Origin of the sequence: Neobacillus drentensis (genome assembly GCF_036962125.1) — a bacterium.
GTDB classification, from domain to species: Bacteria; Bacillota; Bacilli; order Bacillales; family Cytobacillaceae; genus Neobacillus; species Neobacillus drentensis_B.
This window is the reverse complement of the sequence record NZ_JBALOA010000015.1, coordinates 194,769-218,588: the sequence shown is the minus strand read 5'-3', so window position 1 is coordinate 218,588 and position 23,820 is coordinate 194,769. Positions and strand designations below refer to the sequence as shown.

General features: G+C 40.1%; 22 protein-coding genes and 1 other annotated feature. Of the genes, 2 read left to right on the top strand and 20 right to left on the bottom strand.

What is annotated here, in order from left to right; translation table 11 throughout:
- Nucleotides 1–176: 176 nt before the first annotated feature.
- The 10 genes from V7121_RS15560 to zapA form a co-directional block, all read right to left on the bottom strand.
- A complete protein-coding gene (locus V7121_RS15560; RefSeq protein WP_335547136.1) occupies nt 177–1,154 on the bottom strand; it encodes an electron transfer flavoprotein subunit alpha/FixB family protein in 978 nt (325 codons plus the stop codon).
- A gap of 39 nt (nt 1,155–1,193) precedes the next feature.
- The gene (locus tag V7121_RS15555) at nt 1,194–1,967 is read right to left on the bottom strand and encodes an electron transfer flavoprotein subunit beta/FixA family protein (RefSeq protein WP_335499051.1); all 774 of its coding nucleotides are present in this window, start codon (nt 1,965–1,967) and stop codon (nt 1,194–1,196) included.
- Between the two features lie 104 nt (nt 1,968–2,071).
- Complete coding sequence (locus V7121_RS15550; protein ID WP_335499049.1) at nt 2,072–2,845, bottom strand: enoyl-CoA hydratase; 774 nt, start codon at nt 2,843–2,845, stop codon at nt 2,072–2,074.
- A 24-nt stretch (nt 2,846–2,869) separates the two neighbouring features.
- Nucleotides 2,870–3,454, bottom strand: a complete 585-nt coding sequence (locus tag V7121_RS15545; protein WP_335499047.1) for a TetR/AcrR family transcriptional regulator — start codon at nt 3,452–3,454, stop codon at nt 2,870–2,872.
- Nucleotides 3,455–3,660: 206 nt separating this feature from the next.
- Nucleotides 3,661–5,367, bottom strand: coding sequence for an AMP-binding protein (locus V7121_RS15540; protein WP_335499045.1), 1,707 nt, complete (start codon nt 5,365–5,367; stop codon nt 3,661–3,663).
- Nucleotides 5,368–5,599: 232 nt separating this feature from the next.
- On the bottom strand, nt 5,600–6,007 hold the full coding sequence (locus tag V7121_RS15535; protein WP_335499044.1) for a DUF350 domain-containing protein: 408 nt from the start codon (nt 6,005–6,007) through the stop codon (nt 5,600–5,602).
- 19 nt (nt 6,008–6,026) lie between these two features.
- Nucleotides 6,027–8,384: an endonuclease MutS2 gene (locus tag V7121_RS15530; RefSeq protein WP_335547134.1), complete on the bottom strand. Its 2,358-nt coding sequence runs from the start codon at nt 8,382–8,384 to the stop codon at nt 6,027–6,029.
- 12 nt (nt 8,385–8,396) lie between these two features.
- Nucleotides 8,397–10,115 (bottom strand): DNA polymerase/3'-5' exonuclease PolX, encoded by a 1,719-nt coding sequence (gene polX, locus V7121_RS15525; protein WP_335499037.1) that lies wholly within the window; start codon nt 10,113–10,115, stop codon nt 8,397–8,399.
- 74 nt (nt 10,116–10,189) lie between these two features.
- A complete protein-coding gene (locus V7121_RS15520; RefSeq protein ID WP_335499036.1) occupies nt 10,190–10,744 on the bottom strand; it encodes a CvpA family protein in 555 nt (184 codons plus the stop codon).
- 5 nt (nt 10,745–10,749) lie between these two features.
- On the bottom strand, nt 10,750–11,010 hold the full coding sequence (gene zapA, locus V7121_RS15515) for a cell division protein ZapA (protein WP_335499034.1): 261 nt from the start codon (nt 11,008–11,010) through the stop codon (nt 10,750–10,752).
- Between the two features lie 107 nt (nt 11,011–11,117).
- Between zapA and rnhC the strand changes: the two genes are divergently transcribed.
- Nucleotides 11,118–12,062, top strand: a complete 945-nt coding sequence (gene rnhC / locus V7121_RS15510) for a ribonuclease HIII (RefSeq protein ID WP_335499032.1) — start codon at nt 11,118–11,120, stop codon at nt 12,060–12,062.
- 63 nt (nt 12,063–12,125) lie between these two features.
- Here rnhC and V7121_RS15505 read toward each other — a convergent pair whose 3' ends face one another.
- From V7121_RS15505 to V7121_RS15460, 10 genes are all read right to left on the bottom strand, one after another.
- On the bottom strand, nt 12,126–12,686 hold the full coding sequence (locus tag V7121_RS15505; RefSeq protein ID WP_335499030.1) for a YhcN/YlaJ family sporulation lipoprotein: 561 nt from the start codon (nt 12,684–12,686) through the stop codon (nt 12,126–12,128).
- A gap of 106 nt (nt 12,687–12,792) precedes the next feature.
- Nucleotides 12,793–13,461, bottom strand: a complete 669-nt coding sequence (locus V7121_RS15500; RefSeq protein WP_335499028.1) for an ABC transporter ATP-binding protein — start codon at nt 13,459–13,461, stop codon at nt 12,793–12,795.
- Nucleotides 13,458–14,255 carry an ABC transporter permease subunit gene (locus tag V7121_RS15495; protein ID WP_335499026.1) on the bottom strand — a complete coding sequence of 266 codons (798 nt, stop codon included), beginning with the start codon at nt 14,253–14,255 and terminating at the stop codon, nt 13,458–13,460. The genes V7121_RS15500 and V7121_RS15495 overlap by 4 nt, the downstream gene beginning before the upstream one ends.
- Nucleotides 14,252–15,580, bottom strand: coding sequence for a nitrous oxide reductase family maturation protein NosD (gene nosD, locus V7121_RS15490; RefSeq protein WP_335547132.1), 1,329 nt, complete (start codon nt 15,578–15,580; stop codon nt 14,252–14,254). Before nosD ends, V7121_RS15495 begins: the two co-directional genes overlap by 4 nt.
- Entirely contained in the window at nt 15,577–16,140 is a 564-nt protein-coding gene (locus V7121_RS15485; protein WP_335499023.1) for a hypothetical protein, read from the bottom strand. Before V7121_RS15485 ends, nosD begins: the two co-directional genes overlap by 4 nt.
- 56 nt (nt 16,141–16,196) lie before the next feature.
- Complete coding sequence (gene nosZ, locus V7121_RS15480; protein ID WP_335499021.1) at nt 16,197–18,062, bottom strand: Sec-dependent nitrous-oxide reductase; 1,866 nt, start codon at nt 18,060–18,062, stop codon at nt 16,197–16,199.
- 27 nt (nt 18,063–18,089) lie between these two features.
- Nucleotides 18,090–18,515 carry a cytochrome C gene (locus tag V7121_RS15475; RefSeq protein ID WP_335499019.1) on the bottom strand — a complete coding sequence of 142 codons (426 nt, stop codon included), beginning with the start codon at nt 18,513–18,515 and terminating at the stop codon, nt 18,090–18,092.
- A 177-nt stretch (nt 18,516–18,692) separates the two neighbouring features.
- Nucleotides 18,693–21,107, bottom strand: a complete 2,415-nt coding sequence (gene pheT / locus V7121_RS15470) for a phenylalanine--tRNA ligase subunit beta (protein ID WP_335547130.1) — start codon at nt 21,105–21,107, stop codon at nt 18,693–18,695.
- Nucleotides 21,108–21,158: 51 nt separating this feature from the next.
- On the bottom strand, nt 21,159–22,196 hold the full coding sequence (pheS, locus tag V7121_RS15465; RefSeq protein ID WP_335547127.1) for a phenylalanine--tRNA ligase subunit alpha: 1,038 nt from the start codon (nt 22,194–22,196) through the stop codon (nt 21,159–21,161).
- Nucleotides 22,197–22,262: 66 nt separating this feature from the next.
- Nucleotides 22,263–22,518: a binding site (T-box leader), on the bottom strand.
- A 61-nt stretch (nt 22,519–22,579) separates the two neighbouring features.
- The gene (locus tag V7121_RS15460; RefSeq protein WP_335499012.1) at nt 22,580–23,329 is read right to left on the bottom strand and encodes a TrmH family RNA methyltransferase; all 750 of its coding nucleotides are present in this window, start codon (nt 23,327–23,329) and stop codon (nt 22,580–22,582) included.
- 120 nt (nt 23,330–23,449) lie between these two features.
- Here V7121_RS15460 and sspI point away from each other — a divergent pair, with 120 nt between their 5' ends.
- Nucleotides 23,450–23,656, top strand: a complete 207-nt coding sequence (gene sspI / locus V7121_RS15455) for a small acid-soluble spore protein SspI (RefSeq protein ID WP_335499010.1) — start codon at nt 23,450–23,452, stop codon at nt 23,654–23,656.
- Nucleotides 23,657–23,820 lie beyond the last annotated feature (164 nt).

The following is a 23,820-nucleotide window of genomic DNA, read 5'->3' as shown; positions in this document are numbered from 1 at the left end:
TTACTGAATTACTACCGAAAGTATACCACCGTTTAGAATATCAAGCTAATAAATTGCTTCATTGATAATTTTCCCCGTTTAAGTCTTAAATATCCAATAAAAAGCGAGCGGAACACTTCCTTCCGCTCGCTCTTCTATTGTCTGGTTTCAGCACCTAGGCACTTGTGCTTTTATTATTATGAGTGAACCTTCAACTTTTTAAACTCTTCAGTCAGTAAAGGAACGACTTCAAACAAGTCGCCTACAATTCCATAATCAGCTACTTTAAAGATATTAGCTTCAGGGTCTTTGTTAATTGCAACGATCACCTTTGAGTTGGACATTCCCGCTAAGTGTTGAATAGCACCTGAAATACCACAGGCGATATAAAGGTCTGGCGTGACAACCTTCCCAGTTTGACCAATTTGCAAAGAGTAATCGCAATAATCTGCATCACAAGCCCCACGAGATGCACCAACCGCTCCTCCGAGGACTGCAGCAAGTTCCTTAAGTGGTTGGAAGCCATCGGCACTCTTCACACCACGACCACCTGAAATAACCACTTTCGCTTCACTTAAGTCAACACCTTCACTTGCTTTTCTTACTACCTCTTTAATAATCGCACGAAGGTCTTTGATTTCTACCGAAAGAGCAGCAACCTCACCGCTTCTGCTTTCATCTTTTTCCAATGGTGCAATATTATTTGGTCGAACCGTAGCAAAAATTAATCCATCAGTAACAATTTTCTTTTCAAATGCTTTACCTGAATAGATTGGTCGTGTGAAAACAACATTGCCGCCCGTTACTTCAACCGCAGTCGCATCCGAAATTAAACCGGATGCTAATTTCCCTGCAATTCTTGGTGATAGGTCTTTCCCAAGTGAGGTATGTCCTAAAACTAATCCTTCTGGCTTTTCTTGGTCAAGCACAGCTAATAGCGCTTGAGCGTACCCATCGGAAGTATAAAGTTTTAATTTTTCATCCTCAACTACAACCACGCGGTCTGCGCCATGGTGAATCAACCCAGCCGATAGATCGCTTACAGAATCCCCTACTAAAACACCTACAACTTCTCCGCCTTCAGCAACTGTTTTAGCTGCTGCAATAGCCTCGAAAGAAACATTACGTAATGAACCGTCACGAACTTCTCCTAATACGACTACTTTTCTTGACATTCCCTATACCTCCTGAAATCAATATTTGTAAAAATCCGTTTAGACTACTTTTGCTTCAGTATGAAGAAGTTGAACAAGCTCTTTCACTTGATCGTTCAATTCGCCAGCCAATACTCTGCCTGCTTCTTTTTTAGGCGGCAAATAAATTTCGATTGTTTTTGTCTTTGCTTCCACATCGTCTTCTTCTAGATCAAGGTCGTCTAATTCTAATTCTTCAAGCGGCTTTTTCTTTGCCTTCATAATCCCTGGCAAAGAAGGATAGCGTGGCTCATTCAGGCCTTGCTGGGCTGTAACTAATAGAGGAAGGCTTGTTTCAATAACCTCTGAATCCCCTTCAACGTCACGGGTAACGGTTACATTTGTTCCATCAATTTCTAACTTAGTAATTGTGGTCACATATGGAATGTTTAATAATTCAGCCACACGTGGCCCCACTTGACCTGTCCCACCATCAATGGCAACATTCCCGCCAAGAATCAAATCTGCCTCTTTATCTTTTAAGTATTCAGCTAAAATCTTCGCTGTTGTAAATTGGTCTCCGCCTTCCACATCATCCTCGGTATTAATAAGGACGGCTTTATCTGCCCCCATCGCTAGCGCCGTACGTAATTGCTTTTCAGCTTCTTCAGACCCAACAGAAATAACGGTTACTACTCCACCATTCGCATCGCGAACCTGGATTGCTTCTTCAATTGCGTATTCGTCATACGGGTTGATGATAAATTCAGCACCATCCTCGTTGATTTTTCCACCAGAAATCGAAATTTTTTCCTCGGTATCAAAGGTTCTTTTCATTAATACAAAAATATTCATGATTTACCTCCTAATAAAATTTCGAGCATTCGCTCAGTTTGAAAGATTAAGAAAATTCACTTGAAAAAAAAGCTCTCTTTACAATTATACCTCCAAAGATAGCTTTATTCACCCTTAAAGTGCGGTTCCCTTTTTTCAATAAAGGCTTGAATCCCTTCTCTACCGTCGTTAGAAACAAAAACTTCACCAAATAACTCTGATTCTCTTTTGGATCCTTCATAGAACTCTTCAGTTTTTGCATAATTTAACAACTCAATTGTTGCCTTAATGGCACCCGGACTTTTCTTAGCAATTTTTCCAGCTAATTTATGCGCTTGCTCCACTACTTCTGTTTCAGAAAAGGCACGATTAGCTAAACCGTATTGGACTGCTTCTACCCCGGTGATAGGTTCAGATGTGAACAGCATTTCTGCCGCTCTGGAAACCCCCACATATTTAGGGAGTCGCTGGGTACCTGCAAAACCAGGAATTAAGCCAAGCTGCAATTCAGGAAGACCTAGTTTTGCATTTTCACTCACATAGCGGATATGACAGGCCATTGCTAATTCAAGCCCACCACCAAGAGCAGCTCCGTGAATAGCCGCAATAATCGGTTTTGGAAATTTTTCCATTCGGTTAAATAAATCTTGACCAAACTTACCAAGATTTGAAAAACCCTCGGAAGAAGTAACCGTAGTAAATTCTTTAATATCGGCACCTGCAGAGAAAAAGCGCCCTTCCCCGTGAATCACAATCACTTTTATTTCGCGATTGGGTTCAATTTCATCAAGCACCGCCGACAATTCCCTTAGTAGTCCTGAAGAAAGGGCATTTGCCGGAGGACGATCAATCGTGATCGTGGCAATGCGGTCTTGGTACGACCATTTTAAGTATTCCATTAGATCTCCCCCTGTTTTAATAATCTACCGGCTTCCGCATCCATTAATTAAAAGACGATGGACTGGAGGTGCCAGCGCTAATAAATCATACTTTTCTTCGTTCATCACCCATGATGTCACTGTTTCATCAATGGTGCCAAATATCATCTGCCGGGCCAAGCGAACATCAAGATCGATTGAAAACTCGCCTGTTTCTTTACCCTCAATAATAATCTTATCGATTACCTGTAGATATCCTTTTAGAACATCATTAATACGAAGTCGTAATTCTTTATTCGACTGGCGTAATTCAAGCTGGGTAACGATTGCCATGTGATGGTCATCAAATAGCATACTAAAATGAGCTTCAATCATCATTAATAACTTCTCTGCCGCGGTCCCTTTTCCTGCTATCATATTATCTATTTTTTCAATGAAACTTCCCATTTTTTCTTCAAAGAGAGAGATAAGGATGTCTTCTTTGTTCTTAAAATAAAGATAAATGGTCCCATCAGCCACTCCGGCCTGTTTGGCAATTTTTGAAACCTGGGCCTGGTGGTAGCCATTTTCAGCAATGACTATCACTGCTGCATCAATAATTTGCATATATTTCGGTTTGCTTTTTTTCAACTATATCCCTCCTTTGAAAGAAAATGATCCATTTCAGTTAATACGGTTAACACTTTTAAAAAGAAAAATATGAATGAATAATCATTCATATTTTTATAATAGATATTATCTTTATTTCTGTCAAGATGTACTCCTAGGCTTTTTCATATTTCCAACATAAGGACAGGCTTTATCTTTCAAAAAAAAGAGGAGATAAACAGCTAAGATTAAGCGTGTTTTTTGCTTTCTTCTTCTATTTTTTGTTTTTCTTCTTCGACAAGCATCCTTCTTAATATTTTTCCGACAGCCGTCTTAGGCAATTCTTGTCTGAATTCATAAGCCCGAGGAACCTTGTAAGCTGCAAGATATTTTCTAGAAAATTGGTTTAATTCATCTGTGGTTACAGAAGAACCTTCTTTTAAAACAATATATGCTTTTACAGTTTCCCCACGGTACGGATCAGGAATACCTGCGGCGACCGCCTCGACCACATCTGGATGTTCATATAATACTTCTTCTATCTCTCTTGGATAAATATTATAACCACCAGCAATAATCATATCCTTTTTACGGTCAACGACATAAAAATAGCCCTCTTCATCCATATAGCCTAAATCACCTGTATATAACCAGCCATCATGCAAGATTTCCTTGGTATCCTCTGGACGATTCCAATAGCCTTTCATTATTTGCGGTCCTTTTATGACAATTTCACCTATTTCCTTAATTGGCACCGGCTCACCTGTATCGGGCGATACAACTTTAACCTCAGTATCTGGCCAAGGTACCCCAATACTTCCTTTTACCCGAGGAACATCCCATAAAAAGTTGGCATGTGTTACAGGTGAAGCTTCAGTCAACCCATAGCCTTCTACAAGTTTTCCACCGGAAACGGCTTCAAATTTCTCTTGTACTTCGACTGGAAGTGCCGCTGAGCCGCTAATACAAGAATGAATGGAGGAGAGATTATATTTTTTCAACTCTGGATAATTTAAAATTCCAATATAAATAGTTGGTGCACCTGGGAACACGGTCGGACGCTGTTGTTGGATTGTTTTTAATGTGGTCTCGGCATCAAATTTTGGTAATAAGATCATCTTATTGGCCTGCATGATCGATAAGATTAGGACGGTTGTCATACCATAAACGTGAAAAAATGGGATGATTCCTAGGACAGATTCTTCGCCTGGCTTTAATTTGTATAGCCAAGCCTCACACATCTTTGTATTAGCAATTAAATTTTTATGTGTAAGCATGACCCCTTTCGGAAATCCAGTCGTCCCTCCAGTATATTGGAGAAGTGCGACATCTTCAACAGGATTAAAATCGTAATGGTTTATTTTTTGCGGCTTCATTTTTAATATTTCTGAAAGCAAATGTGTCCTGCCTTCGTGCTTTACATTCACAACAATTCCATATTGTTTTTTCTGGATGAAGGGGTAAATTAGATTTTTAGGGAATGGTAAGTAGTTCTTGATAGCGGTTACAATTACATGCAGTAATTCTGTTTGCGGCATCACTTTAGTTACGCGCGGGTAGAGGATATCAAGTGTAATGATGGCCTTTGCACCAGAATCTTTCATCTGATATTCAAGCTCACGTTCGGTGTATAACGGGTTCGTTTGAACGACTATTCCGCCTGCCATTAATATTGCAAAATAACTTATCACTGCCTGCGGAGTGTTAGGAAGCATAATCGCGACTCTGTCACCTTTTGAAATGCCGATTGTATTCTGTAAATAACCAGCATAATTCAAAACATCTTCATAAAGTTGCTTGTAGGTGATGTTTTTCCCCATAAAATGAATGGCCACTTTTTCTGGGTATTTTCCGGCGGAATTAACTAAATATTGCTGGACCGGCTCCGAAGAGTATTCAAGTGTAGCAGGTATCTCTTTCGGGTACAGGTTCAGCCAGGGTTTTGCTTCATACATAATATCCCCCTTTTCTATGTGGATAATTATAAAAATTCAAACTACTCTTCTATTATAGTACAGTAATTACCATTAAACAATTGACGATATAGCAAAAAAATCACCACTGACTTGTCCTCAGCGGTGATTTCTTTTAAGAAAAAAACAACATATAGATCAAGCCGATTAGCAAAAACAAGCCGCATAATCCGAGAAGTATCTTAGCTAAGGTCTCCACTTTTTTATTCTCCCTTTACGAAATTCCTGCACCGATTACGATAGACAAGCCAATGGAGATAATCATCGAAATAAAACCGACGGCGCGATTATCATTTTGTATTTCCTCATCAATTTTAAATTTTGGCGTTAAAAATTCAAAGATAAAATAACCTATTAGTAATAATAGAAAGCCATAAATCCCCCATCCAACCATTGAAAGCAATGAATTATTCTGTTCAATCGTATAGCGGAAGATATTGGCCACGCCAAGAATTTTTCCTCCCGTCGCCATCGCCACAGCCATATTTCCCTTTTTTATTTCTTCCCAATTTCGATATTTAGTCACCATTTCAAAAATAGCTAAAAAAACAACCAAACATAAAATGACGACACTATAATAAGCAGCAATTTGAATATATTGATTCTCCCAAAACTGGTCCATTGCCAAAACTCCCCGGACATTATTTAAACTCAACGATGGTTACACCTGATCCGCCTTCCCCAGCTTCTCCAAAGCGAATTTTTTTGACAGAGCGATGGTTTTTTAAGTATTCCTGAACTCCCTGCCGTAATGCGCCCGTCCCTTTTCCATGGATAATCGAGACCCGTGGATAACTAGATAGAAGCGCATCATCAATGTATTTTTCTACCTTTAGGAGAGCATCTTCGTACCGCTCCCCGCGAAGGTCCAACTCTAATTTAACATATGAATCCCGGCCTCTTACAATCGCCATTGGCTTAGTTTCCACTTGTTTCGGGGTACTCATATATTCCATATCTTTTTCTTTGACTTTCATTTTGAGAATCCCGATTTGAACCTGCCATTCATTTGAAGAAACTTGTTCTACCAGCGTGCCTTTTTGGTCAAAGGTAAGCACCTTTACCTCATCGCCAGGCATATACGAATGCTTCTTTACCTTTTTATTTGCAAGCTTAGCGGATTTTGGTATTTCTGGGGCAGCCTCTTCAAGGCGTCGTTTGGCATCAATTAATTCATGCTCTTTAATATCAGCATGTTTTTCCGTCCGCATTTTGCGAAGATCACGGATGACCTTTTCGGCCTCACTCTTCGCTTCGTCAACGATTTCTCCTGCTTTTTCTGCCGCCTGTTCAAGCATAGAATCTTTTTTCTCGTAAAATTCCATCAGTTGTTTTTGCAAGTCCTGATGAAGTTTCTCTGCTGATTTTAAATAATCACGTGCTTCCTCTTGTTCTCTTTCCGCTAAACGTTTACTATCTTCCAAGGAAGAAATCATTTTATCAATCTGATTCGTGTCTTCACTTACGTGGGAACGTGCAGCCTCGATGACCCGTTCATTTAAGCCGAGACGCTTGGAGATTTCAAAAGCATTACTACGGCCAGGTACTCCTAATAACAATTTATAGGTTGGGCTTAATGACTCGACATCAAACTCGACACTAGCGTTCAGCACACCCTCACGGTTATAACCGTATGCTTTTAACTCAGGATAATGTGTTGTCGCAATAACTCGTGCGCCTCGTTTGTGTACTTCATCCAAAATCGAAATAGCTAAGGCTGCACCTTCCTGTGGATCGGTTCCCGCGCCAAGTTCATCAAATAAGACAAGGCTGTTAAAATCGACTCGATTTAAGATATCAACAATATTAACCATATGGGATGAAAAGGTACTTAAGCTTTGTTCGATGGACTGCTCATCGCCAATATCGGCATAAACTGCATCAAAAACGGCCAACTCTGAGCCGTCATAAGCCGGAATCTGCAAACCCGCTTGGGCCATCAATGTACACAATCCAAGGGTTTTTAAGGTGACCGTTTTACCACCTGTATTCGGACCCGTGATAACTATTGTTGTAAACTCTTTTCCAAGCAGAATATCGTTAGCGACTACCTCATCAATTGGAATAAGAGGGTGTCTTGCCTTATATAATGCAATTCTTCCTTCATTGTTCATGACAGGCATCGATGCTTTTATTCGTTTTCCATATCTTGCTTTTGCAAAAATAAAATCTAAATTGGCGAGGACCTCGACAATAACTTTGAGTTCGCTGTCATGCTCAGCTACAGCGGCGGATAACTCTGTTAAAATCCTGTCAATTTCGAGTTGTTCCTTAACACGAATATCCTGCAGTTGATTGTTTAATTGGACAATAACCTGCGGTTCTATAAACAGGGTTTGACCTGATGCGCTTTGGTCATGAATAATCCCGCCGTAGTGTCCGCGATATTCTTGTTTCACTGGAATAACAAACCGGTCATTTCGTATCGTGACAATCGCATCGGAAAGCATTTTGCTGGCATTCGAGGAACGAATCATGCTTTCAAGTTTTTCGCGAACCCGTGATTCATTGGACCGAAGCTGGTGCCTTAATGACCGGAGCAGGTCGCTGGCACTGTCTAATACCTCACCATTATCATCGATGGCATGTTTAATTGAATGCTCAAGGTTGGTGAGCGGGATAATTCGCTCAGCTTGTTCAGACAAAATTGGAATTTCAGTTCTTTCATCGGCAAACTCCTCAATAAATCGTTTCATTTGCCGACTTGCATAGATGGTACTAGCAATTTGGATTAGTTCATGCGGGCTCAACACCCCGCCTATAACCGAACGTTTGATGTGAGGAGTGATATCATGAACTCCAGACAGTGGAACATTTCCTTTTACCCGAAACACCGTTGCTGCTTCATCGGTTTCAGCTTGAAGTCTAACAACTTCATCAAAATCAGTAGATGGCACTAAGTCCTGTATTTTTCTTCTTCCAAGCGAAGATGCCGCATGCTCTAATAGCTGTTCTTTAACTTTCATGAATTCTAATACTTTTAAAACTTTTTCTTGCATGGAGATAACCTCCTATTCTCGATTATGTAAATATTCTAGCAGGTCATTTTTATTAAGAGCATTTAACACAGAAGATTTTCTAATCCAGCCCTTTTTGGCTGCGGAAACACCGATTTCCATATGCTTTAATGTATCGATTTTATGTGCATCCGTATTGATGAGAATTTTCACATCCGCATCCTGTGCTTTTCTTAAATATTCTGCAGCTAGATCAAGCCTGTTTGGATTTGCATTTAGTTCTAATGCCGTATTGGTTTCTTTGGCAAGTTGAATTAGTATATCAATGTCCACATCGTAACCTTCGCGTCGGCCAATTTTTCTGCCGGTCGGATGGGCAATTAAATCAACATGGGCATTCGTTAGCGCGTTTTTTAAACGCTCCATAATTTTTTCCCGTGGTTGGGAAAAGGCAGAATGGATGGAGGCAATTACGAAATCCATGTCTGCGAGAAGCTCATCATCATAGTCGAGACTGCCATCAGGGAGGATATCCATCTCCACCCCTGCTAAAATGAGAAAGTCATCATATCTTTCATTTAGCTTGTTAATTTCTTCTCTTTGTTTTAAAAGCCTTTCGCGCGTTAGACCATTGGCCACTTTTAAATACTGGGAATGGTCAGTGATCGCCATATATTGGTATCCTCTAGACCGGCAGACTTCTGCCATTTGTTCAATTGAATGGGCACCGTCACTCCAAGTGGAATGCATATGAAGATCGCCTTTAATATCGTTTAACTCAATCAATTCCTCAGCAGCCGAGAATGTCTCTACTTCCTTCCCGTCCTCTCTGATTTCCGGTGGAATGAACGGAAGATCGAAATGCTTGAAGAACTCTTCTTCCGATGCGAAGGTGCGAATTTCACCTGTCTCTAAGTTTTCCACACCATACTCACTGATTTTCTCACCGCGTTCTTTGGCAAGCTGCCTCATTCGAACATTATGTTCCTTTGAACCAGTAAAATGATGCAAGGTTGTTATAAATTCTTCTGGTCTGACGAGGCGGAAGTCGACGGAAATATCATAATCATAGGTAAAAACTAAGGAAACCTTCGTCTCACCAGCACCAATGACTTCTTTTATGTTTGGTAATTGTAATAACTGCTCGCGCACTTGCTCCGGCTGATTGGTGGCGATGATAAAATCAAGGTCCTTGATTGTCTCTCTCATACGGCGTAAGCTACCCGCTCGTGAATACTGCTCAATATCAGAGAAATTTCCAAGTGTTGCTTCAATCTGCTCTGCAATTGGTAGCATATACGCTAACGGGAGTCGCTCTGGTCTAGTTCCTACATTAGCAATGGCACTAAGGATTTTTTCCTCTGTTTTCTTACCAAAGCCAGCAAGTGCTTGAACTTTTCCTGCTTCACACGCTTCTTTTAAACTGGTAACATCAATGACCCCTAACTCTTTATACAGTTTAGCTATTTTCTTTCCACCAAGACCTGGGAGCTGTAGTAATGGGATTAGTCCTTTTGGAACTTCCTCTTTCAACTCTTTTAACACCGAGGAAGAACCTTCTTCTATGTATTCATGAATTACAGCCGCCGTGCCTTTACCGATTCCTGATAACGCTGTAAAGTCTTCAATTTCAGTAAGGTCACGTTCGTCGTTTTCCAACGCATTAGCAGCTTTTCGAAAAGCTGATACTTTAAAAGGATTTTCACCCTTTAACTCCATATAAATAGCAATCATTTCTAATAAGCGTAAGATCTCTTTTTTAGTTACTTCCATATAATAGTCACCTGCCTACTGTTTAGCATTTTCATTTTATCCTACTTTATCGCATGAATAGAAAAACTTCTCTGCTACAGAGAAGTTAAAGCAGCTGTATATTCAATCCACAGGCTTTTTATTTGCTGTGAAAAAATCGGCGTGTGATTCACAATCGCATTTGACATGATCGAGTGATCCAATGCATTTTGCACAAATTCAATTGGTACTAGGGCAGAAATATATAATAAAATAAAGATAACCAAATATACTTCAATGAATCCAAGTATTCCTCCTGCCCAAACATTAAGCTGCCTTAAAATAGGGAGATGGGCAACAAAATCAAGCATAGAACCAATAATTTGTAATAACACTTTTACCGCAAAAAAGATAATCACAAATGCAATTGCACGGTAAAAAGCGGATTCCATATTATTGCTATCGGTAAGGAGTTTTAAGGTGGCCAAGTTCCCGAAATTTGGATAGGGAATCCAAAGAGTTAACTTTGGTGCTAACTGTTCGTAGTATGAATTTGCAACCACATATGCAATAATAAAACCTATTAAATGAACAAGCTGCAGAATAAAGCCTCTTTTAAGGCCTACAAAAAATCCAATAATTAAAAAAATGATAATTGCTAAATCCAACATGATTTTTAGTCCTTTTCTTTTAGTAGTTCTGTTTGAAGGCGATCTAATTGGTCTTTCATGATAAGATAATCATTGACTGCATTTACAGCTGTTAAAACGGCGAGTTTATTTGCGTCTAAATTTGGATTCTTAGAACTTATTTCGCGCATTTTCTTGTCCACTAATGACGCCACATGCCGGATGTGACTCGGACTTTCCGATCCCATAATAATGTATGCTTGCCCGTAAATATCTACGGTTGTTCTATTTTTTTGATTATTCGACAACGTCCTGCCTCCATTCAGAGAATCCTACACTATATCATAACATGATTCGTTATCTATGGAAAAGTCAAACAGTATTTTATATTTAGTAGAAATGTGGTGTTTGTAAGTTGGGTAATGTTGTATTGAACCTTGACATGAATAAGATTATCGAAATGAGGAACTATTACGGAAAGAATTTATTAGATAAAAACATTCCTGGTAGTGTGTTTGCCGCGAAAACGGGAGGCTGCATGGTCACTGCCTATAAGTCTGGCAAAGTTTTATTTCAGGGAAACGATAGTGAAAAAGAAGCCAGCCGATGGGGGACTGCCTCTCCCTCTTCAAAGACGTCAGCTGGTATAACGAAATCCGCTGCTAAAGGCGACTTGCCGGTTGGTATCAGTCAAATGTCGGTTATTGGTTCAGATGAAGTTGGAACGGGAGACTTCTTCGGCCCAATAACCGTCGTTTCCGCTTATGTCAAAAAGGAGCAGATTCCTTTACTGAAAGAATTAGGTGTCCGTGATTCGAAGGACCTTAATGATGAAAAAATTATTGCAATTGCGAAGGTAATAAAAGATATCATCCCGTTTAGTTTAATGACATTAAAAAATGAAAAATATAATCAAGTCCAGCAATCAGGAATGTCGCAAGGAAAAATGAAGGCGATCTTACATAATCAAGCTATCTTAAATGTGTTAGATAAGATTTCACCAGAAAAGCCTGAAGCAATACTTATCGATCAATTTGTTCAAGGAAGTACTTATTATCAGCATTTAAAAGGTCAAAAAGCGGTGGCCAAAGAGAATGTTTATTTTAGTACCAAAGCAGAAGGCATTCATCTCGCGGTCGCTGCCGCTAGTATTCTCGCTCGATATGCGTTTATCCAATATATTGATAAATTAAGTGATGCCGCTGGCTTTAGAATCCCGAAAGGTGCCGGTGCGCAGGTCGATGTCGCGGCAGCCAAGCTGATTATGAGCAAAGGCCGAGACATCCTCCCGTCTTTTGTTAAACTCCACTTTGCCAACACCGACAAAGCAAACGCCCTAGTTAATAAAAAGCGGTACTAATTTTAATTAGGAATAGAAAAATAAAGAACACCTCCTGGATAAGGTGTTCTTTATTCCATGTTCTCATTTGCCGTTTGCTTTTCCAATATCATAAATAATTTGGCCGATGCCTGTGGTGACATTGCTTGTCTTAACATTATTCATATTTGTGAAAAGAGTACGGATCCGACTATAAATATTTTCATCTGCTGTTACATAGACATTATAGCCTTGTTCATTTTTAGATATTGCCATTTTCACTTTATTTTCTAAGGCTTTCGAATTACTTTGATTGTCCGTATCAAAACCTACTACGATATCCATTCCTTGAACAATTGAAGTGGCATTGTGAACACCCGGAACTTTTTCAGCTGCTTCAGAGGCCCTTGATGCCACTTGCTGCGCGGAGCGTATCTCATTTCTAGTTGAGGTGTGCTTGGTTCCAGAATAATCCCCGCTGTAATTATGGTTATACGGATGATCATATTGTTTTCCAACCTGGGTTGTGGTTATTCTATTACCGGTATTATTGACTTGTCCTGTATTTACCCCGATTCGAGGCTGAGCTCCTTCATTTTGATTATTATTACACCCAGCAAGACCTGTTAGTGCGAGTAAACTACAGATCATTAGTTTTGTCCTCATCAAACACACTCCTTTTTTCCTATTTTGCTCTTCCGAAAAAAAGGTATGCATGTTTGAGTGTGAATCCTTACTTGATCTCGATGTAATAGTCTACTCTTAGTATGGTTCATAAAAGACCACCTACTATGTACTTTTCGTAAAAATCATTTAGAGTAAATTTACTGATCTTCCCATCTTCTAAAAAAGCAACATGTGAACAAACCTGGCGAATTTCATCCATATGATGCGAAGAAAATAAAATAGTTTTATTCTCCAACGATTTCAATATCGTCAGAATCTCAATTCTGCCCTTCGGATCCAACCCGCTAGTTGGTTCATCCAGGACGAGAATGGGGGAATCATAATACAGCATAATTCCTAACCCCAACCGTTGCAGCATCCCTTTTGAATAACCTTTGATTAACTCGCCCCGCTTGTCCCATAGGTTCACCTTTAGCAGTATTTCCTCCACTTTTTTTTCATTAGTGGGTCCTGTTCCTAGTGAAGCAAAAAATTTCATATTCTCCTCTCCCGTCATATGAGGATAAAGGAGGAATTTTTCTGGCAGGTAGGCGACGTTTTTTTTCCACTCCTCTTTGGTATGTGGTATCCCTGAAAGCTTTATCAACCCTTTTTTAACAGGAATCAAATTTAGCATTGAGTGAATTAAAGTAGACTTTCCCGCTCCATTACTTCCGACAAGGGCACAAATTTCATTTTGCTCAATGATTAAGTCTATCTCCTTTAAGACCACCTTGTTCTGATAAGATTGGGTTAGTTCTTTAATCTCGATCATGAAATCCCTCCTCTTCTCCTCAGCCTAATCGACAATTCAAAAGATAAGGTCAACCACACTAGTAAAGTAATCGGCAATAAATACTTTGGCGGAAGCCATACCATTTTCTTCATAAGTCTTGACATATGATCGAGCGGATAAAGACCCAAAGCCGTCTCCAAATAAAAATGGAGCGTATGAAGAGGGTCTAGAAAATAAACAACAGAAAAAGCGGTAATATTCTCCTCATTCACCCGTGGCAAGAAATAAAGAAACAGTAAATCCAAGATGAAAATAAAGAAGAACCACGTCAAAATATTGGCCCCAATTAGTTGCATTCGATTATCGCAAATACTTCCCAAAAATAATCCGATTTGATTAAAAATGATTAACAACGTGAGAAAGGTAAGCAAAAAGACCCAAAACGAAGAAACATGGAAGAAAAATACGAATTTCATCGGCAGGGCGAGGGCAAAATACCAACATAAAAACATTAAAACGGTAATTAATTGCACCCCAATCGTCTTTTTCAGAAAAAAACTGCGATAGGATTCTTTTTTTGTCAGTATGATCATTAATGTTTTTTGCTCCTTTTCCTGTATGACAGCAAACGATGAGATAAATAGGCTTAAGAGCGGAATTAGAAACACATTCATTTCATATAGGGAAACCAAATAGACTTCAAATCCTTGATTTGAAGGTAATGATTTCGACTGCCACAAGATAAAAACAGAAATAATCATCGCCGTACTTAGGGCCAGCCACAGGCCTTTGCCGCGTGATAATTCCTTCCATTCTTTCCAGATATACGTCAACGAACTTTTCTCCTCCTTTGGACATAAATCATTCCTAACATAATAAAAAACAGGATTAGAAGAAACCAACCTGCTTGAAAGCCGCCTTGTTGTTCACTAAGTAACGGATAAGGATCTTTAAAAACAGTTTCTTGTCTATGTAAAAATTGATTTATCTTTTCGAATATTTTAATAGACGGACTTGGCAAAAACAGATAAACAAGCTCTTGATCCTCCATTAGTTTCGCTAGGGAAGACTGATATTGAACAGGTATATCGCCTATCTTGTCTTCATTTAAATCAACTAAGGCAAATGTGTCACCCCATTCATTCCCTTTATGACCTTCACTCCATTTATTTTTTGCTCGCCCTCCGATGGTAATAACAGGAAGTATATTGCGAAAAAACCGATTCAAGGAAAATACTTGGTTGCTTGAACTTGCCCAAAGCTCTACTCCAACCCTATTTTGATGAAAATCATTGCTGATGATTCTGTTTTTCTGTGATAAATCAATATAAAGCCCGCGCTGATTGTGATAAAAATGATTGTCCTTCACGTTATTTTCGTCACTAGCTTGGAGCATTAAACCAAACGATCGGCTGCCTTGTTGGTAAGAAAATTCATTTCCGATTAACTCAATCCTCTTAGAATTCATAATTGCAGCTCCACCTATATTTTGGTGAAATCGGTTATGGAAAAAATGATTATTATCAGAATACATATAGTGTAATCCATAGCGTGTATGGCTAATATCTACATCTTTCACCACATTATCATTTGAATATGAAAAATAGATTCCATCGCGTGAATCTCGTATGACCGTATCCTTCAATTGATTACGGTGAGATCGGATCAGTTGGACCCCGTTCCCTTGGCCGGCAATTTCGCCCCCGCCTATTCCTGTAATTTGTACTTGAGATAGTTCATTATCATCTGAAGAGCTCAAGTAAATACCGTGAAAGGAGTCACTAATTTTTAAGTTTTTAAGCACATTTCGGTCAGATAGAACCTTAATCGCAGAATACTCTTCTTCCGAATTTCTGTTTTGACTGCTATGAGAGATTCGTAAACTTTCCAATCGTGTACCATCAGCAGTTTTTTTTAATAAGATGACATTCCCTGTCCCATCCCCTTTAATAGAGGTCCTGCTTCTGCCTTTGACGGTAATCGGTTTGGTAATTACTACATTGCCGTTATAAGTTTTATTTTGGAGATGAAGAATTCCATTTTTAGGGGTTTGATCTACTAGGTCTTGCAAGGAAGGGTCTTCTGCCATTAGACAAATAGGGTTTTGGAGTAAAAAGTATAACGTAAAACCTGCCATCCAATACCATTTTCTCCTCATTTCTTCCGATCCCTCCACAGTGGAAAAAGCGTACATAAGAAAGCTGCGCCAAGGATAAATGATCCATAGGTGAAATAGCTTTCTGTCACAAAATTTGCAAGCTTATTCTCTCCTAAAATTGGCGGTATAAAGGGGTCGACTTTAATTGGTGCCCTTGGGTCAAGCTTCGTCCCATAATTACGCAGCCAGCGATAAATATCATAAATCCCCAGTGCACCACCTATTACAAAAAGACCAATCAAACCGTAAAGCACACTTTTCTGCCGTAATAGCGCTGTCACAAGCGTTAAGAGTGCCAGTCCACCTATCAAATATGGCAAATATTTAAGCTCGGGAAAGTTATCTTCACCAAAACCCTTCATCCCAATATAGTGATTCAGGCCGTTCACGATATCAATATCACCTGTCATTTTATATGGATACACGATGATATCCAATCCTTCAGGATATTGAGGAGCAAAGAATCTCATCCCCCACCAAGGGAAAAAAATGGACGCTATAAGTAAAATAGATGCTAAACATAAGGAAATAACAGAAGAAATGGAAAGAGAATTAGACATGTGCTTGACTCCTTTCAACTAACAAGAAAAAAGGGCAGTGAAAGCCCTTTTTTCTTTCATCCTTTTGGTTCAACCAACAGGTATCCACTCATTTCCTGATGCAAGGCAGAGCAGAAATTTGTGCAGTATAAGGGATAGGTGCCTGCTTTATCTGCTGTAAATTCAATCGTTTGAGTTTGACCAGGCTGAATTTCCATATTCAAATCGTAGGAGTTTATTCCGAATCCATGGGTAATATCTTGGTCAAGATCGATATTTGTCAAATGAATCACAACTTTATCCCCTTCTTTGACTGAAATTACATCTTTTCTTTTCGCCTTCCCGTCAAAAATAAACTTTGACCTTAACGCCACCCCATGGACTTCTACTACATTCCCTTTTCTAACTATGCTCGTATCCTTTTGAGTCCAAACACTGTCAGGGCGCTTTTCATCCTTATCGTAGACAACGATTGGCTTAATTTTATCCGCCTTAACAATTTGGGCATAGTGGGGTTCAGGATCGACAGGAGCTGATTGAATAATCTCCATCTTTTTTCCACTTAAATCAATGAGCTGCATGGATTCCGGATGGGATGGTCCTACAGAAAGGTAAGTATCTTTAGCAATTTTATTAAGAGCAATGATATATTTACCGTCTGGACTGACCGTATCACCTTCGGCAGCTGCAGCATGCCCAGGGGAATATTGAACAGGGACGCGGTCAACCGTTTCACCGGTCTTGATATTCCACTTGACAATCTCTGACGAAATAAACATTGTTGTATATGCAAACCCTTTATTATCGAATTGTGTATGCAGCGGCCCGAGTGCATTTTCCGGGTTTACTTCTCTTTCCATGACGGACTCGTAATCTAAAACAGGAATACCTCGTTGCTCACCTGCAAATTTTTTATCTTTAATGGCTTGAAATGCTTTATCAAAAGAAAAGACTGTCATCGCAGGTGCCAGTTTTCCAGAGGCAATGAAACGAGTGCCATCCGGAGTGACATCGACACCATGAGGAGACTTCGCAGTTGGCACAAGATAGATAGCTCCCTTATGCTTGGCCGGATCAATCATTTTCATCCCGTTGACAGTATCATACTGCCCAGCTGCAACCATCTTCTCAAGTTCTTTCCAATTAAAGAGGACAATATAATCACGATCTTTTTGTGATGCATTAATTTCCATTTCTGTTGTAGCCATTTCTGTATTATAGGTTGTCATGACTGCCCAGTCTTTTGAGATTTTTTTCCCTGCATCGGATAAATCAAATGACCATGGCGGTAGTGCCACCTGATATGCAACCTTTAACTTTTGTTTACTCTCATCAAAAGTAACGGCAGACATAACTCCTTTATACTTTGTTTGAAACTCATCCAAGGCGGCATAGCCATGTCCAAATGGAACTGCAAACCTAGTCGGCAAAAACATATATTCTGTATTCTCTGTCACAAAAGCTGCACAATGGGGGCCTCCAGTATTGGGCACCTCCAAAATATCCTTCACAGTAAACGTCTTTAAATCCATAACTGCCGCTCGATTATTCCCTACGTCAGTAGCAAATAAATACTTGCCGTCATAATCTCCTCCCGTTTCTGATAAGGCTGGATGATGGAGGTCGCCCCAATTGTATTCTCCCATCATTTTCTTTGAATGCTTATCCCAACCATATCCCGTTGCTGAATCACGTGAAAATACCGGTATCGTACGAATATGGCGCATGGAAGGAACACCATAAATAAACATTTGCCCCGAGTGTCCTCCTGAGGCAAATAAATAGTATTCATCCTTCTGACCGAACGGAACATAGACCTTTTGGGCATTAGTGGCTGTATCCGCTTGATTTGTAGTTTTATTTCCGTTGAAATCCGCAAAAACCACGATTGATACCAACGCTCCTGCCACTAAACCTGCAATGCCTGCAATCAATTTCTTCATTATGATTCCTCCAAGAAACAATCATTCTTACTTTTCTGATGCTGCTTTTAGTGCGGCTAAAACTGCTTTTCTTTCATCGTCCGTAAGCGGCTTGTCACCTAATACACCTGACATGACTGCAGAAGTGGGTTTTTTGAGAAATTCTTCAATTGGAACCCCATGCTTTCCTTCCACATTTACATATGCTTGTGATAAATCAGGGCCAGTTGACCCGCCTTGGATATTTAATTTCGAAATACTATGACAGGAAACACAACCGCGCTGAATGAAAATCCTTCCTTCTTTTGCAGTAGAATCTCCTTGTTGTTTCTCAATTGCGTCGTTCTTAACAACTTGATCAGTTTTTTCAGCCTTTTCAGCAGGCTCAGTCGTGTCTTTATCATTAAAAAATAAGTATCCTCCACCAAAAGCAACCGCAAAACAAATAAGAAAAATAGTAATATATTTCCCCATACAGTCCCCCCTTCCTTACAAGTAATAATATTTTTTTAGTTTGACCCGCTAAATTTTTATTATCCTAAAAATTACAAGCAAATCAGAACGGGGCTCAGGATTATTACATAGGGTCGAAAATTTTCCTAAATACAAAAAAGCCAACTCGAATAATTAATTCGAGCTGGCTTTTAGTTATTAACCTCGTAAAACCGCACCTGCTTTTTCTTCTAACGCTGTAAGTACTCGGTTATGAATCTTCGTTACTTCTTCATCCGTTAACGTACGTTCCGGATCAACATACTTAAGAGAGAACGCAATTGACTTCTTGCCTGCCTCCATCTTATCTCCCTCATATAAATCAAACACTTCAGCTTCCTTCAAAAGAGGTGTCCCCGCTGTTACAATAATTTCTTTTAGGGTGCCTGACACCGTTTCTCTGTTTACCACAAGGGCAATGTCTCTTGTGATGGACGGGAAGCGTGGGATGGCCTGGTATTGTAATGCAGGTGTTTCTGCTTCTAGTACTGCTTTCAATGAGAGTTCAAATACATAGGTATCTTTTAAATCGAGCTCTTTTTGTACTGTTGGGTGGACTTGCCCGATAAAGCCGATTTTCTCCCCATTTAAGAGAACCTCTGCTGTACGTCCAGGGTGCATACCGTCAACTTGTGCTTGAACAAATTGAACCTGCTTTAGTAAACCAAGCTTAGCAAACATTCCTTCTAGAATCCCTTTGATTACGAAGAAGTCGACAGCCTTCTTCTCTCCTTGCCATGAATGGCTTGACCAAAGCCCTGTAATGGCGGCTGCTATATGTTCTTTTTCTGATGGAAGAGTTTCTGTTCCATTTGCTAAAAATACAGCCCCAGTTTCATACACACCTAAGCTATCGTTTTGGCGGGCACTGTTGTATTTTAATACTTCCAACAGCTGCGGCATAATGCTTAAACGCAGGATGCTGCGCTCTTCACTCATCGGCATAGAAAGGCGGATAGTGCCTCGCTTTTCAAGTGCGAATTGGGTTGCTTTTTCCTCGCTAGTAAGGGAATATGTCACAGCTTGGTACAATCCTGCCCCTTCAAGGTATTGGCGAACCTCGCGGCGCTTCTGCTGGTACGCGGACAGTCTACCAGGGGTAGTTGAACCAATTGGCAATGTTTTTGGGATATTGTCGTAGCCGTAAAGACGAGCTACCTCTTCCAGTAAATCTTCTTCGATTTTAATATCACCACGGCGAGTTGGAGCTGTAACAGTGATGGTATCTTCTTCAATGCTGACAGTAAATTGAAGTCGATTGAAGATTTCTTTAACGTCATTCATTACAAGGTCTGTACCCAGAACTCGATTGATTTTCTCTAAAGTGATAGAAACAACCGCTGGCTCAACTGTCATTGTATCCGCCTCTGCGGCACCTTCTAGGACTTCACCGCCAGCATATTTTGCCATCAAATAGGCAGCCCGATTTCCAGCCGCACGAACACGATTAGGATCAACACCCTTTTCAAAACGGGCGCTCGCTTCACTTCTTAAGCCATGGTCTTTTGATGCTTTTCGGACAGTTGCTCCGTTAAAATATGCGGATTCAAGTAGTACAGTTGTTGTGTCTGAACTTACCTCTGAATTTGCTCCACCCATTACACCAGCAAGAGCAACAGGCTCTGTTCCATTTGTAATGACAAGATGGTCGGAAGAAAGTGTACGTTCTGCATCATCAAGCGTAATAAATTTCTCGCCATCCATTGCACGACGGACAAGGATTTCTTTGGAACCTAAACGGTCATAATCAAACGCATGAAGCGGCTGACCATATTCAAGCAGAATGTAGTTGGTAATATCGACGACATTATTATGTGGACGAATTCCTGCTGACATTAAGCGTGTTTGCATCCAGAGCGGAGATGGTCCGATTTTTACATTTTTAATGATTTGCGCTAAATATAATGGATTATCCTCTTTTGCTTCGACCGTAATTTTTACATAATCAGATGCTTTTTCAGTTGAAGCCTGCAGGTTCGTTTCTGGAAGTTTAACGTCTCTGCCAAGGATGGCTGCCACTTCATAGGCAACACCCAGCATGCTTAAACAATCCGCACGGTTTGGAGTCAAGCTAAGTTCAAGTATTTCATCGTCACGATTTAACTGGGCCAGTGCATCGACGCCAACTTCAGTGTCGGCTGGAAAAACAAAGATTCCCTCAGAATATTCTTTTGGAACGACTTTTCCTTCCATTCCTAACTCAGTAAGGGAACAAATCATTCCGTTTGATTCTTCACCGCGAAGTTTCGCCCTTTTTATTTTAAAATTACCGGGAAGTACCGCTCCTACTGTCGCCACGGCAACCTTTTGGCCTTGGGCCACATTAGGCGCCCCGCAAATAATTTGAACCGGTTGTTCTCCGCCGATATCAACAAGACATTTGCTTAATTTATCTGCATTTGGGTGCTGCTCACGTTCAAGGACATGACCAACCACTACGCCTTGAATACCGGCGTTAAGAACTTCTACTCCTTCAACCTCAATACCGCTTTTTGTAATTTTTTCTGCTAATTCAGCTGCAGTAACTCCAGTTAAATCAATATAATCTTGGAGCCATTTATATGAAACGAACATGTCGTCATCCTCCTTTATTTATCCAACTTCCATGGGGTGAAGCATTTAAGGTTACTCGTGTTTTGAAAATTGCTTTAAGAAACGTACATCATTTGTATAGAAATGTCTGATATCATCGACACCGTACTTTAACATCGTAATCCGCTCTGGGCCCATTCCGAAAGCAAAGCCAGTGTATTTTTTGGAATCGTATCCAGCCATCTCGAGAACGTTTGGATGAACCATACCTGCACCAAGAATTTCGATCCAGCCTGTACGCTTACAAACGCTGCAGCCAGACCCACCGCAAATTTTACAAGAAATATCCATTTCAACTGATGGCTCTGTGAATGGGAAAAAGCTTGGTCGTAGACGGATTTCCCGATCTACTCCGAACATTTTTTTCGCAAATACTTCTAATGTTCCTTTCAGGTCACTCATACGAATGTTTTCACCGACAACAAGACCTTCAATTTGCATAAATTGGTGAGAGTGTGTCGCGTCATCATTATCACGGCGGTACACTTTACCAGGGCAAATAATTTTGATAGGGCCTTTGCCTTGGTGCTTTTCCATCGTCCGAGCTTGAACTGGAGATGTATGGGTGCGAAGAAGAATATCTTCAGTAATATAGAAAGAGTCCTGCATATCGCGGGCTGGGTGGCCTTTCGGTAAATTAAGAGCTTCGAAGTTATAATAATCCTGCTCAACTTCCGGACCTTCAGCTACTTGGTAACCCATTCCAATAAATAAGTCTTCAATTTCTTCGATAATCTTTGTCAGCGGATGGTGATTACCAACCTTGATTGGGCGTCCTGGAAGGGTCACATCGATACTTTCAGAAGCTAATTTTTCAAGGACAGCTGCTTCTTCTAACCCCTTTTGTTTGGCTTCTATCTTTACGGCAATGGCTTCACGGACTTCGTTTGCTAATGCGCCCATTACTGGACGCTCTTCAGCAGAAAGTTTTCCCATACCGCGTAGAACCTCCGTTATTGGTCCCTTTTTCCCTAAGTAGGCAACGCGGATGTCATTTAATTCTTTTAAACTTCCGGACTGTTCAATCTTTTGAACAGCCTCTTCCTGCAATTCCTTTAAACGTTCTTGCATGTCAATTCCTCCCTAAATAATTATTGGTGTCAGGTACCAAAGAAAAACAAAAAAACCCCATCCCTGGAAAGGGACGAGGTTATAGTTTCGCGGTACCACCCTTGTAAACACGTTATGTAAATAAACATTGTGTTCGCTTCATTCGGATAACGGCATATGCCGGTGCATCTTTACACGAAAAACGGAAGTACCTTTATTCGTGGTCCCGATGCCAACTCTGGAGGTGAACTTCGCTTATCATCGCCATAAAAGTGCTTTCAGTCGCGGCACTTTCTCCCTAAATGGTCTAAAATAAGGTACTTTTCTCCGTCATCGTCATTTAATATTCCATATTGTTCATTATTATATAATAATTCTCCTCGCAAGGTCAAACAAGTTTGTGCCTATTTTTTCAAATAATAAAGAAGGATCCCTGTTGCCACAGCCACATTTAGTGACTCACTTTTCCCGTAAATCGGGATATAAAGATTGGCTGTTGTGCTTGCCAGAATATCTTTACCAACACCATTCCCCTCATTTCCAACAATCAAAGCAAAAGATTCGCTCGTGGAAATTTCGGTATATGCTGATGCTCCTTCAAGTGCTGTACCGTAAACAGGAATATTTTCTTCTTGAAGTTTGTCCATCCACTCATGGAGGTCACCTCTTATAATCGGGAGGTGAAAATGACTTCCTTGAGCAGACCTAAGGACCTTAGAGTTATAAATATCCACGCTTCCTCGCCCAACTACAACTGCATCAATCCCTGCTGCATCTGCCGTACGAATCATTGTGCCGAGATTCCCCGGATCCTGGACGGCATCAATAAACAGGAACGTTTTAGCATTACGAACTTCAGTGGCTGCTATTCGGCAAACAGCATAAATACCTTGCGGCGCCTCTGTATCTGTTAATGAATTCGATATTTCTTCGGTTACTTGTGTTACAGGCGTCGACCCAGCGTCCCACCGAGATGGTAAATCAACTTTATCAGAAACTATGATTTCTACGATTTGTTCGCCTTGTTTAAGGGCTTCCTCCACTAAATGAAAACCTTCAACTAAAAAAGTTCCTGACTTATCCCGTTCTTTTTTCGTTAATAGTTTTTTCCATTGTTTCACTTTTGGATTATTAATTGATTCAATATGCTTCAAAACCCGCTCTCCTTTTACAATAACGATGATTTTTTTATTATAGCTTAACAAAAATACATAATAAAACAAAAAATAGAAAACATATTAAAGTAATACAGGATAAAAAAGGAGTGCATATACATGAATTTAAATTTACGAAATGCGATTGTTCACAATGTTTCTGGGAATACACAAGACCAATTAGAAGATACTATCGTGGATGCGATTCAAAACGGGGAAGAAAAGATGCTTCCTGGTCTCGGTGTTTTATTTGAAATTATTTGGAAAAATTCATCCGAAGAGGACAAAAAAGAAATGCTTGCAACCCTTGAAAGTGGATTAAAATAATCAAATGTTCGTTCAGACGCTGTCAATCGGGTGGATTGACAGCTTTTTTCTGGGATATAAATATAGAATAAGTCGTCAATCTGCGATTTTGAAGTGTCAATCAGCGAATTCCACCTTTCAATCGGCGAATACTCAGGTTCAATCAGCTAATTTTACCTTTCTAT